Below are 12110 nucleotides of genomic sequence, written 5' to 3'. Positions count from 1 at the left end.
TTAATCCTCGCGTGCGAAAAAGGGAGCGCGACGCAGCAGCGCAGCATTAAGTTGCTCAGGCCGTGTAACGCCGATCAGCGCTAAATCACGATCGATTTCATCCCGCAGGATATGCATGGCATGTTCAACGCCCGCCTGAGCGCCAATCACCGCGCCATACAGGAATGGACGACCAAGAAACACGAAGTCCGCGCCCAGCGCCATCGCTTTCATCACATCGGTGCCACGACGGATGCCGCTATCAATAATTACCTTCATATTGCCCTTCGCCGCCGCGATTTCAGCGAGCGTATGCAGCGGTGGCACCGTGTGATCCAGCTGACGGCCACCGTGGTTGGAGAGAATCACCGCATCGGCACCAAGATCACGCGAGATGAAGGCATCATCCGGCGACATCAGCCCTTTAATCACCAGATTGCCTTTCCATTTTTTACGGATCGCTTCAACGTGCTTCCAGCTCAGTTTGTCGCGTGCATTGGTGTTACGCACTTTGCTCGACATCATCGGCGGGCCGCGTTCAGCATCGGTATTTTCGAAGTGCGGCGCACCATGACGCAGGAAGGTTTGCGCCACCGTGCCCAGCAGCCAGCGCGGACTCATGGCGCTTTGCCACATCACTTTCGGCGTGATTTTTATCGGCATGCTGAAGCCGCTGCGGGTATTGTGTTCACGATTACCCAGCATCGGCGTATCACCGGTCACCACCAGCGTTTTATAGCCTGCGTGTTCAACGCGATCGACTAATCGATCGATGCGCGGTTGATCGCCCGCCAGATAGGCCTGAAACCAGGCGTCCGGATTAGCGGCGATCACCTCTTCCAGCGGAATCAGCGATGAGGCGCTCAGGATCATCGGCACATTCATGGCCCGTGCGGCTTTCGCCAGCATTAAGTCCGCGCGATAGCTGACAAACGACGCCCCACCAAGCGGAGCCACACCGAAGGGATGCGCCCAATCATGGCCCAACAAATTCACCCGCTGATCCCGGCCCGAAACATCGCGGAACATACGCGGCACAAAGACATATTGCTGATAAGCCTCATGCGCGGCAGCAAGCCCTCTGCCGGTTTCCACGCCGCCTTTCACATACTGATAAATCATATTCGGCAACCGCTTACGCGCATGGCGTTCAAAATCTTCCAGCGCCAGCAAATCACGAAAATGGCGTGGCACCGTATTCGCAGGGCGCACCTGCGCTTCGGGTGTTACGTTAACGTTAATAGCGGTGGTTTCTCCACGAATGGTCATAGTGCGTTCTCAGGGTTAGCTAAAAGTAAGCGATTTCAAAATAGACATTCCGATGAATGCATTCATTTCTATCCTGACAGATACGCAGTTTTTTTATGTGACGAGCATCACCTTATCAAGACAAATGTAAGCCCTTACATTTTCATTTTGCCTCAGGTATGGTGTGCTGTAATTCACTTGTGTATCGCTGGTGTCGGAGAAAATGATGAGCCAACGCATAGTTTTACTGCATGCCACGCCGGTGGCGATGTCCCCTATTCAGGAAGCCTTTAACGATCTTTGGCCAGAGGCTGAAGTGGTGAATTTGCTGGATGATGGTTTGACGCTGGATCGCGCTAAAGAGGAACAGCTTTCGCGCCTGTTGATTGATCGCTTTGTTGCTTTTGGCCGCTACGGTTATGCGATGAATGCGCAAGGTATTCTGGTGACCTGCTCAGCTTTTGGCCCGGCAATTGATGAACTCTCTGCGGCTTTGCCGGTGCCGGTGCTGAAACCGAATGAAGCGATGTTCGAGGCTGCACTGCAGCAAGGCGAACGCATCGGCATGCTGGCGACCTTTGGCCCGTCATTAGTGACGATGTGCGATGAGTTTTATCACTATGCCGAACAAATTGGCTCATCCGCGACGCTGGAAACCGTGCTGGTTCCGGATGCCATCGACCTGCTACGTAAAGGCGATGTCGCCAGCCATAATCGTCTGGTCGCAGAGTTCGCGCCGCAGTTGAGTCACTGCGATGTAATTATGCTGGCGCACTTCTCCACCTCGCGCGCCGCCGATGCCGTGCGTGAGAAAGTCTCGATTCCGGTGTTAACGGCACCGCATGCCGCGGTGAAAAAAATGCAGTTAGCGATTGGAGGCTCATCATGCTGATTGGGGTCATCGCTGATGATTTTACCGGTGCCAGCGATATCGCCGTCACGCTGTCGAAAGGATTGCTGGGCGAAGGCGGATTGCACACGACACAGTATCTTGGCGTACCGCAACAGCCTGCCGAGGAAAAGGTGGAAGCTGGCGTTGTTGCTTTGAAATCACGCTCTCTGCCAGCGCAGGAAGCCGTTCAACAATCGCTGGCTGCCTGTGAATGGCTGTTGCAGCAAGGCTGTGCGCAGATCGTGTTTAAATATTGCTCGACCTTCGACTCGACTGATGCCGGCAATATTGGTCCGGTACTCGACGCGCTGGCTCAGCGATTAGCGGCGCGCAATGTGATTGTCTGCCCGGCGTTTCCCGAGATGGGCCGTACGCTTTATCAGGGCAATTTGTTTGTGCACGACCGTCCGCTGAATGAATCTGGCATGGAGCATCATCCTCTAACGCCAATGAAGGATGCGGATATCCGCCGTTTGCTGGCGCGCCAGGCCAAAACGCGCGTCAGCCACATTGGCTGGCAGCAAGTGAAGCGAGGCAGTGAAGCACTGCGCGAGATACTGCAAGACCAAACAGATGAGGAAACGCAATTGGTGGTGGTGGATGCCCTCAGCGATCACGATTTAACGCTGATTGGCATCGCCGCTGCGGATGAGAAGCTGATCAGTGGTGGATCGGGCATCGCGCTTGCCCTGCCGCACAACTTTATCAGCGCCGGTAAAGCACAAGGTAATAACAGTGAGTTTCCTGCCATTAAAGGTTCCAGCGCCATTTTAGTTGGCAGTTGTTCAGGTGCGACGCGCGGACAAATAGAGGAACACCAAAAACAGCATGCGGTACTGGCCATTGAGATTGAGGATGTGATGGCGGAACGTATTGATGCTGACGATCTCGTGGATTTCATCCTCACCCATCAGGACCGTTGCCCGCTGATCTATTCCTCAGGCGATCCGGCAACGGTGAAGCAAGCACAGCAGCAGTTTGGCCAACACAACATCTCGCAACGCCTTGATCGGCTATTTGGCGATACGGCACGCAAGCTGGTGCTTGAAGCGGGTATTCAGCGTTTAGTGGTTGGCGGCGGAGAAACCTCGGGCGCGGTAGTCAGCGCGTTGAATTTAGATTCGCTGCAGGTTGGAAGTGAAATCGATCCTGGCGTGCCCGCCCTGTTTGCTCAGGGCGAGCGGCCGCTGGCGCTGGCGCTTAAATCGGGGAATTTTGGTCGGCGCGACTTCTTCTCGCATGCTCTTAACGTGTTAGCCGGTTCTACGCATTAAATCGAAGACAACGTCTGCACGACGTTGTCCTTTTCTCTCTTATCGGCCACCAAATTCCGGCAACACCCCAAACCAGCTCAACAGCCAGGCTAATATATTCATCGCGCCAAACACCAACAGAAAAGCCACCGCCAGCGAACAGCGTTGCTGAGATTTCCATGCCAGCAGTGCGGGGATGATCACCGCCCACAAGGTAGCAAACAGTCCGGCAAAACCAATCGCGGCGACAAAGCCATTCGGCCACCAAATCGAGGCAAGTAACGGCGGCAGGAAAGTCAGGCTGGCGGTTTTCAGGCGTGCGACGGATGAATTCCCGAATCCCAGACGATCGGCGATGAAATCAAACAGACCGGCGGTGACGCCAAGGAATGAGGCAATCACGGCGAAATGCGAGAAGATCGACATCATCAGCGCCAGCGCATTGACGTGCAGATGCGCACGCAGCGCCGCCATCAGCGCAGCGATGTCGCCGCCCTGCTTCACAATCTCAGGAAACGCGGCACGCGGTAGATTTCCCATGGTGCTGGTCAGCCAAAACAGATACAACGCCAGCGACAGCAGCGTTCCCAACACCAAAGCGCGCGTGGTGTTTTGCTTATTACCGCCGTAATAACTCACCAGACCGGTGATGTTGCCGTGGTAACCAAACGAAGCGAGACAAAACGGCAGCACGCCGAGTGCATAAGGCCAGTAACGTTCACCGGCTGCGGGTCCGCTCAGTAACGACGGCACGTTCACCTGCGTCAGAAGGCCGCCAAACAGCACGATCAACAGCAGAATTTTCGCCAGCACGCAGAAGGTCATCAAACGGCTGACGCCCGTCGTACCGAGCCAAACGACGACGGCGACGCACAGCGTCAGTAACACCTTGGCTTCTGCAGTTGAGATGGGTAATCCCAACTGACTGATTGAGTGCTGATAGACCGGGCCGCTGGCTGAAATGTAGGCGTATGTCAGGATGCCAAGGACGAATAAGATGCTGAGGCCGTTCAGCGCCGCCCAGCCGCGTCCAAGCAAATTTTTGGTTAAAGTGTCGTAACCCGCGCCCGGCGGATACGTGAGGCTGACGCGCATAAACAACAAGCCGGACAGCAACATGCCGCCCCAGCTGATCAGCAGTAACATCATCGCCCAGCCAAACCACGCGCCCGCCATCACCACCGGCAGCGTAAACATCCCTGCGCCCACCACGGTGCCGCAAATAATCATCGCGCCCCACCATACGGAAGGCTGGCGGCGGGACAATGTCATCTCCGTCATCACTTATTCCCTACAAAACATCTTAAAGGCGGCGATGATACACGGGAAAACGCTGAGAAGAGAGTGTGATACGCGATAAAATGCGCGCCAGTTAAACCTGACGCGCGTTTAAGAATGGGAAAGCAACTTAGTTATAAAACGCCGGTTTCGCTGGCATAGTGACCGGTACGATGTCTCCGGATTTTTGCGCCGCAACACAGGCATCGGCAGCAACCGCCGCAGCGAAGCCATCCCACGCAGACGGGCCGGTCATTTCACCCGATAACACGTTATTGATGAAGTCCTGCAACTCCACGTCATAGGCATCGATGAAACGCTTTTTCCAGTCGGTAAGAATGCTGGTGGAGAGTTTGGCCGCGCTGCGCGTCTGTACCGACATCGGTTCAGGCAGGCGCGCAATGCCGCTTTCGCCGACCACTTCACACTGAATATCGTAGCCGTAAGCGCAGTTAACGAAGATTTCGACGTCGATGCGCACGCCTTTGGCGGTTTCCAGCAGCACGATTTGCGGATCTTTCAGATGCGAAGCGGCTTTACTGGTTGAGCGCGGGTAGATCACCTGCGCACTGACGTAATCATCTTTCAGCAACCAGCGCAGCACATCGAGCTCATGAATCAGCGTATCGGTGATCGCCATATCAGTAGTGTAGGAATCGCCGACTTCGGGGTTGCGATGTGCGCAATGCAGCATCAGCGGTTCGCCGATGTCACCGTTATCAATCACCGCCTTCAGCGCGCGGTAGCCCGCGTCGTAAGGACGCATAAAGCCGACCTGCACTAGCTTCTTACCGGCGGCGATTTCCGCTTCCACGATGTTCATACAACCCTGCGCGGTGACCGCCAGCGGCTTTTCGCAGAACACCGCCTTGCCGGCTTTGATCGCTGCCAGCACAAACTCTTCATGGGTTGGGCCCCACGAGGTGACCAGAATCGCCTGCACCTCTGGCGCGTTAATTAGATCATGTGCGTTGTCGTAAATCTCCGCCTGAATGCCGAGATCGCGGATGATCTGCTCGCAATTACTGCGGTTGATGTCATTCAGCGCCACTACGCGCGAATGTTGCAGCACCTGGCTACAACGACGAATGTGTTCGCGACCGATCGCGCCAGTGCCAATTACACCGATATTGAGCGTCATGGAAGTGTTCCTTAGTTATTCAGATAAGCAATGCTGGATTGGATTTCATGAGCAATTTGTTCTTCGCTCCAGTTATCCATCACCGATGAAAACGGTTCGAAAGCGTAGATGCCGCGATAGCCCATCTCTTCCAGACGCTGCACTTGCTGTTTCGATTTCAGCAGATCGTCGGCGCTCAGCATGATGCGCTCTTCGTCGGTTAACTGATGCGTTGGACGTGCGTCAGTCACGCCGGACAGATGCACCAGCCCGATGTTGTTGACGTCGACGCCGCCGGCAAAGTCTTGTTCAGCGCCTTCGTACAAATGATGGTGAAAGGTATCCAGTACGATTTTGAACGGCGCGCCGGCTTGCTTGATCAGCTGTTGTGCCAGCGCGGCAGAACGCAGCGAGCTTTGCGGGAAACCGAGCGGCTCCACCAGACCGGCAATGCCATATTCGGCAAACAGTGGCGCCAGCGTTTTTAACGCATCGACGGTTTGCTGCTGGGAAATAACGGTGCCGTCATTCAGTGGGCAAAGGACTAACGCTTTCGCACCGGTGGCACGCGCGTCTTTTAATAAAGCGCGCGTTTTCTCCAGCACGTCATCGCTTAATTGGTTAAACGGATAAACCGCATTAATAGTTTCAATGGTAAAAGCATGCTGAGTCGCGAGATGGCGAACTTCTTCGCCTGTTAAATTATCGGTCACGCTACCACTTTTCATATCATTGCGGATTTCGACTTTATTTAACCCCAGCTTTTCAACCAGCGAGAAAAAACGCTCGAGACTAAGATTAGGCGCGATTTTACGATTAACGCAGAGTCGGTCATGGCTTATTTTGTAGGTCATGGTGTGTTCTATCCTGAAAGAGTAATATTTATTAGCTTCTGTTTTGTTATGGCGCGTCGATATCTTGCGATAGTAAGCGATGTTGTTTTGCTGCTCTGCCAGAACCTTGATTGATTTACATCAATGCAACATCATTTATACAACTCATGGAAATAGTGCTCGACCTGTTCCAGGCTGCGTCCTTTGGTTTCCGGGATGGTGCGCAACACGAACATCGATCCCCCAATACCAATCACGGCAAAGGTTAAGAAGGCTCCGGCCAGGCCAAACGCCGCCAGCAGCAGCGGAAACGCCATCGAAATGGCGAAGTTCGCTATCCACAGCGCAAACACCGCGCCGCCCATGCAAATGCCGCGCATACGCGCCGGGAATATCTCAGAAAGTAATAGCCAGGTAACCGGCGACAGCGCGCCTTGCTGGAAACACAGAAACATCAACATACCCGCCAGCACCAGATAGGCGCGCAGCAGATTGACGTCGCCTGCCGAGTGATATTCCGGCATGAAGAAGCACACCGCCGCGATAAAGAACAGGCACGCAGTACAGCCCATCTGTCCAACCAACACCAGCGGACGACGGCCGATTTTGCCGATCATCCAGATACCGACCAGCGTCATCAGCACCGAAATTACGCCGTTAGCGATGGTGGCGAACAGCGCGGCATCGTTACTCAAGCCTGTTGCCGTCAGCATGGTCGGCGCGTAATACATAATGGTGTTGACGCCGGTCAACTGCTGAATTGCTGCAATGCCGATGCCGAGCAAGAACACTTTGCGTAGCCACGGCGTTCGCAGATCGCGCAAGCGGCCTTTGCCCTGTTGCCGGTTCTCTTCGATGGTTTCTTCGATCTCTTCCAGCTCCCAATCGACGTCATCCGCCGCGCGGGTTTTCTCCAGCACTTTGCGCGCTTCGTTGTTATTACCGCGCATCACGTGCCAGCGCGGGCTTTCGGGCATAAAGATCATGCCAAACCAAAGTAAAACCGCGGGTACAGTTGAGATGGCGATCATCCAGCGCCAGGTGTGCTCTCCGCCCCAGATTTCGTTGAAAGTGGCGTTGGAAACGTACGCCAGCAGCTGACCTGAAACAATCATCAGCTCCTGCAATGTGACCAGTTGACCGCGCTTGTTCGCAGGAGCGATTTCCGCGATATACACCGGCACCGTGGCCGCTGCGCCACCGACGGCGATGCCAAGGAATAGACGCGAAGCGATCATTGAGATGACATCCGGCGCAAATGCCGAACCGATAGCGCCAAGGGCAAAAATAAAGGCCAGAGAAATGATAATCTTGCGGCGTCCCAGCGCGTCTGCGAAATGACCAGCGAGCAGCGCGCCAAAAGCAGCGCCAAACAGCAGTGAGCTGGTGACTAATCCGGTGGTAAAAGGCGTGAGTTGCAGATCGTCACGCATAAAGAGTAAAGCGCCCGAGACTACGCCGGTATCGTAGCCGAATAGTAATCCACCCAGCGTGGCGACCAGCGCAATAATTTTAACAAATGGCTCGGTGCGCGTGGTGCTATTGGGGCCGGAAGCGGTGTTGGTGGATATATAAAGTTCTCTTTCCATAATACCTCCTGGTGAAAAACAATTAAGGAAATACGGCAGAACAAAACAGAACGCTCACGCTAGCGGCATTTTTATTTCATGTTAATTTTTATTTGAAATTTGCTTTCCAAAATGTGAGTTCAAGCATTTTGGTGTTTTTATTTTGATGGAATTTCATCAGCGGAAGATTTTATTTAGGCAGGATTCATCAAGGTAATTAGAAAGGTCGCCATTTATGGCGACCGTCTATATGCAAATCTCGCATTAACATTGCCGAACAATAGATTTGTAAAATCCCATTAGTGCAATAGCATTGATTTCTTTGCTTTTCCCCTGCCGACTCGCCAACTGGATCATCACCTTCATGCGCAATATGCAGTCGCGTTGCCTATCCCTGAACGACTTCGAGAAGTACGCACAACGTCATCTGCCGCATCCGCTGTTCGCCTATGTCTCTGGCGGCGTCGAGGACAATATCGCGCTGCGCAACACGCTGGCGTCCTACGCGCGCTACAGCCTGATCCCGGAAAACATGGTTGATGTGTCGCAGCGCAGCATTGGGGTTGAGCTGTTTGGGCAGCGCTACGCGGCGCCGGTTGGCATCGCGCCGATGGGCATCTCGGCGTTAACCGGTTTTGACGGAGATTGCACGCTGGCCCGCGCGGCCAAGGAGAAGAAGGTGCCGTTTATCATGAGCGGCTCCTCGCTGACGCGGCTGGAGGATGTGGTGCAGGTGAATCCTGATATGTGGTTCCAGGCGTATCTGCCGAAAACGCTGGAAGAGATTGATGCGCTGATCGATCGCGTCAAGCGTGCCGCCATCCCGGTGCTGGTGATCACCGTGGATACGCCGGTTAAAGCCAATCGGGAAAACAACGTGCGCGCCGGATTTGCCACGCCGTTCCGTCCCAGCCTGCGTCTGGCGTGGCAAGGCATTACGCATCCGCGCTGGTTAACTGGAACTTTATTTAAAACACTGCTGAAAAGCGGCATGCCCTATTTTGAGAACAATAATGCGCAACGTGGCGCGCCGCTGTTTTCGAAAAACGCGGTGCGGGATTTCAGCGGCCGCAGCCACTTAACCTGGCAGCATATCGAGCATATCCGCGCGCGCTGGCCCGGCGCGATGGTGATTAAAGGCATTCTCAGCCGCAAAGATGCGCTGCGCTGTAAAGCCATCGGCATCGACGGCATTGTGGTCTCCAATCACGGCGGGCGACAGCTGGATACGGTGATCCCACCGTTGTATGTGCTGCCGGAAATCGTCGAAGCGGCCGGTGAAATGACGGTGATGTTTGATAGCGGGATTCGCCGCGGCACCGACGCCATTAAAGCCATCGCGCTGGGCGCGCAAGCCTGTTTTGTCGGGCGGCCTTTTAATTATGCTTGTGCGGTGGGCGGTTTGGCGGGTGTCAATTTAGCCATTGATTTGATTACCAGCGAAGTGAGCCGCGATTTAGGCATGTTAGGCGCGGCGTCGCTGGCGGATTTAGGGGAAAGGCATTTGCGGTTGATCTATTAACCTATTCGTTTTCCGTAGGGTCGCCATTAATGGCGACCTCACAGACAGGCCATGCCGTGACGAATATTCACCTGCGGCGCGGCAGCGAAATCAGCAGCAAGCCAAACACAATCAGCAACACGCCAGCAAAGCTGCTCCAGCGGAAGGTTTCGCCCAACATCGGCAAGGAAATCGCGGCCAGCCACACCAATACATAACTCAAACTGAGCAGCGGATAGAGCCGATTAAGCGGCAGATGACGCAGCGCCAGCATCCAGCACAGCATCGACAGCGCATACGCGCCGAGACCTAAAGCCAACAGCAGCAGCGCTTTCCAGTGCTGCACAGTGAGCACTTCGCTTAACGACGGAAAATTTAGCATCGCCACCCGCAGCACCAGCTGCGCCAGCGATACCAGCAACACGCTGCACAGCGCTAGCATCACGCCTTTCATAGATGACTTCCCATCAGCGCCACGCCAGCAACAATCGCCAGCGTGCCAATCCACTGCTGCACGCTGTAAGTTTCGCGCCAGATCAGCCGCGCGGCGACCGCCACCAACACAAAGTTAAGACTCAGCATCGGATACGCCACGCTCACCGGCACCACGCGCAATACCGCCAGCCACAGCAGCATGCCGATACCGAGCAGCAGGATGCTGAGCATTAGCCAAAAAACCCCCTTTTTGATACCGAGATGGGCCGCCTGCTTCTGACATAGCTGGGCGGCACAGCTCAGCACGCTCACCAGTAAAATCAGCAGCAGATTCATGGTTTAGCATCATAGCCGTAGTAAACCAGGCGGCCCTGACGATAGACATCATCCGGTTCCGGCAGGTTTTTATCCGGCGTGCTGTCGCTGGCATTCAGCATCAAAACCAGCGAAACCTTGCCCAGCCGACGATGGATACGCAGCCAGTCGGCAAAGTTATCTGCATTAATATAATGTGACTTTGCATCTGGATAACTCAGGCCATATTGCAATTCGCCTTTGGCATCGTAGAAATTGATGTCGCTGCGCTGTAGTTCCCAGGCCACCGCCGATGCCACGCCAGGATTGTTTGCCAGCAGATAACGGCTATCCGCCAGCTGATCGTGTACCGCGCTAACAAAACTTTGTGGCTGCTTGGCATCGCGCACCTTATCAGGAATGGCAAAACCCACCAGTAACGCCAGCGCCAGCGGACAGAGCGCGGCTAACTGCCAGCGACCCTTCTCCGGCTTGCGGCTCAGCCAGCCCATCACGGCCCAACCTATAAAGGAGAGCGCCGCACAGAGCACGCCCATCCCTTCATCGCCGCTATAAACCGGACGATGCGCAACGCCCCAGGGTGCCAGCACCACTAAAACCACAATGGTGATGACCAAACCGAACAGCAGATTGATCCAACCATTCACCTTTAGCGCTGTAACCACCTTTGACGAAGCGCTGTGCGCGTAATGCGCCATCAGCAAGGCCAGCGGCGCGAAGCACGGTAAAATGTAGGTCGGCAGTTTGCCTTTAGCGATGCTGAAAAACAGCAGCGGTAACAGCACCCAGCTCAACAGATAAATCGAACCCGCTTGCTGGCTGCGCTGACGCCACGCACCAACCAGCGATCCCGGCAGCAGCGCCAGCCACGGCAAACAGCCTGCCAACAGCACCGGAATGTAATACCAGAATGGCGCTTTGTGCTGCGCGTCCGACTCGGCGAAACGCTGTATATGCTCGACCCAGAAGAAGTAATGCCAGAAATCGCCTTCCTGCTGATGAATCGCCAGCGCCCACGGCGTGCTGAGCAGCGCAGCGACCAACATCGTCAGCGGCCCCCAACGCAGCAATTCACCAAAGCGACGTTGCCAGATGGCCCACGGCAGAATCGCCAATACTGGCACCGCCAGCGCGAGGAAACCTTTGGTCATAAAGCCCATCGCGCAGGCCGCACCCAGCAACACATATCCGATCAATCGTTGCCGCGTGCTGCTGGCCTGCGACGCCAGCCAGTAACTGCACATCGCCGCGACCAGCCACAGCATCAGGATCGGATCGAGCACCGCGTAAGTGCCGACGCCGTACACCAGCAACGAGGTGAGAAAAATAATGCTGCCGCTCAGCGCGATTTTACGGCTGGCGAACATCTGCATGCCGAGCCAATAAAGCAATACCGCGCTCAACGTGGTGCTGAATATCGAACCGGCGCGCACGCCAAAGTTGGTGTGACCAAACAGCAACTGGCCGAGGTTATTGACCCAATAACCGGCAATCGGTTTCTCGAAGTAGCGCAGATCGAAGAAATGCGGCACCACCCAATTGCCGCTAAACAGCATTTCCCGGCTGATTTCGGCATAGCGGGTTTCGTCCGGCTGCCATAAGGCGCGGAACTCAATTGGCATCAGGTAAAACAGCGCGAAGAGCGCGATAAGTAACGCGGTTTTAGTGCCTGTACGCATCCGTGGTTC

Annotated in this window: 11 protein-coding genes; 3 read left to right on the top strand and 8 right to left on the bottom strand. The window is 54.9% G+C overall.

Features of this window, described 5'->3' with window-relative positions:
• Entirely contained in the window at nt 1–1248 is a 1248-nt protein-coding gene (locus K5Y30_RS18425; RefSeq protein WP_222212677.1) for an alpha-hydroxy acid oxidase, read from the bottom strand.
• A 205-nt stretch (nt 1249–1453) separates the two neighbouring features.
• On the opposite strand from K5Y30_RS18425, the gene K5Y30_RS18420 reads away from it, so the two are divergent.
• Together K5Y30_RS18420 and otnK are read left to right on the top strand one after the other, a co-directional pair.
• Nucleotides 1454–2119 (top strand): aspartate/glutamate racemase family protein, encoded by a 666-nt coding sequence (locus K5Y30_RS18420; RefSeq protein WP_222212676.1) that lies wholly within the window; start codon nt 1454–1456, stop codon nt 2117–2119.
• Nucleotides 2113–3393, top strand: coding sequence for a 3-oxo-tetronate kinase (gene otnK / locus K5Y30_RS18415; RefSeq protein ID WP_222212675.1), 1281 nt, complete (start codon nt 2113–2115; stop codon nt 3391–3393). The genes K5Y30_RS18420 and otnK overlap by 7 nt, the downstream gene beginning before the upstream one ends.
• Before the next feature lie 39 nt (nt 3394–3432).
• On the opposite strand, the gene K5Y30_RS18410 is transcribed toward otnK, so the two are convergent.
• The 4 genes from K5Y30_RS18410 to K5Y30_RS18395 all read right to left on the bottom strand — a co-directional run bounded on the left by K5Y30_RS18410 (nt 3433) and on the right by K5Y30_RS18395 (nt 8192).
• Nucleotides 3433–4653, bottom strand: a complete 1221-nt coding sequence (locus K5Y30_RS18410; RefSeq protein WP_222212674.1) for an aromatic amino acid transporter — start codon at nt 4651–4653, stop codon at nt 3433–3435.
• A gap of 127 nt (nt 4654–4780) precedes the next feature.
• Nucleotides 4781–5791 carry a Gfo/Idh/MocA family protein gene (locus tag K5Y30_RS18405; RefSeq protein ID WP_222212673.1) on the bottom strand — a complete coding sequence of 337 codons (1011 nt, stop codon included), beginning with the start codon at nt 5789–5791 and terminating at the stop codon, nt 4781–4783.
• An 11-nt stretch (nt 5792–5802) separates the two neighbouring features.
• A complete protein-coding gene (locus K5Y30_RS18400; protein ID WP_222183241.1) occupies nt 5803–6624 on the bottom strand; it encodes a TIM barrel protein in 822 nt (273 codons plus the stop codon).
• A 131-nt stretch (nt 6625–6755) separates the two neighbouring features.
• The gene (locus tag K5Y30_RS18395; protein ID WP_222183240.1) at nt 6756–8192 is read right to left on the bottom strand and encodes a sugar porter family MFS transporter; all 1437 of its coding nucleotides are present in this window, start codon (nt 8190–8192) and stop codon (nt 6756–6758) included.
• A 343-nt stretch (nt 8193–8535) separates the two neighbouring features.
• Here K5Y30_RS18395 and K5Y30_RS18390 point away from each other — a divergent pair, with 343 nt between their 5' ends.
• Nucleotides 8536–9693 carry an alpha-hydroxy acid oxidase gene (locus K5Y30_RS18390; protein WP_222212672.1) on the top strand — a complete coding sequence of 386 codons (1158 nt, stop codon included), beginning with the start codon at nt 8536–8538 and terminating at the stop codon, nt 9691–9693.
• 67 nt (nt 9694–9760) lie between these two features.
• Here the strand turns inward: K5Y30_RS18390 and arnF are convergent, their stop codons facing one another.
• Genes arnF through arnT form a run of 3 tightly spaced genes read right to left on the bottom strand, consistent with a single transcriptional unit; the run spans nt 9761 to nt 12101 of the window.
• Nucleotides 9761–10126 carry a 4-amino-4-deoxy-L-arabinose-phosphoundecaprenol flippase subunit ArnF gene (gene arnF, locus K5Y30_RS18385; RefSeq protein ID WP_222212671.1) on the bottom strand — a complete coding sequence of 122 codons (366 nt, stop codon included), beginning with the start codon at nt 10124–10126 and terminating at the stop codon, nt 9761–9763.
• A complete protein-coding gene (arnE, locus tag K5Y30_RS18380) occupies nt 10123–10443 on the bottom strand; it encodes a 4-amino-4-deoxy-L-arabinose-phosphoundecaprenol flippase subunit ArnE (protein ID WP_222212670.1) in 321 nt (106 codons plus the stop codon). The genes arnF and arnE overlap by 4 nt, the downstream gene beginning before the upstream one ends.
• The gene (gene arnT / locus K5Y30_RS18375; protein ID WP_222212669.1) at nt 10440–12101 is read right to left on the bottom strand and encodes a lipid IV(A) 4-amino-4-deoxy-L-arabinosyltransferase; all 1662 of its coding nucleotides are present in this window, start codon (nt 12099–12101) and stop codon (nt 10440–10442) included. The genes arnE and arnT overlap by 4 nt, the downstream gene beginning before the upstream one ends.
• Nucleotides 12102–12110 lie beyond the last annotated feature (9 nt).

The organism is Pantoea sp. DY-5, assembly GCF_019795955.1.
GTDB classification, from domain to species: Bacteria; Pseudomonadota; Gammaproteobacteria; order Enterobacterales; family Enterobacteriaceae; genus Pantoea; species Pantoea leporis.
The sequence above is the reverse complement of the archived record's forward strand: the minus strand, read 5'-3'. Positions and strand labels throughout refer to the sequence as shown.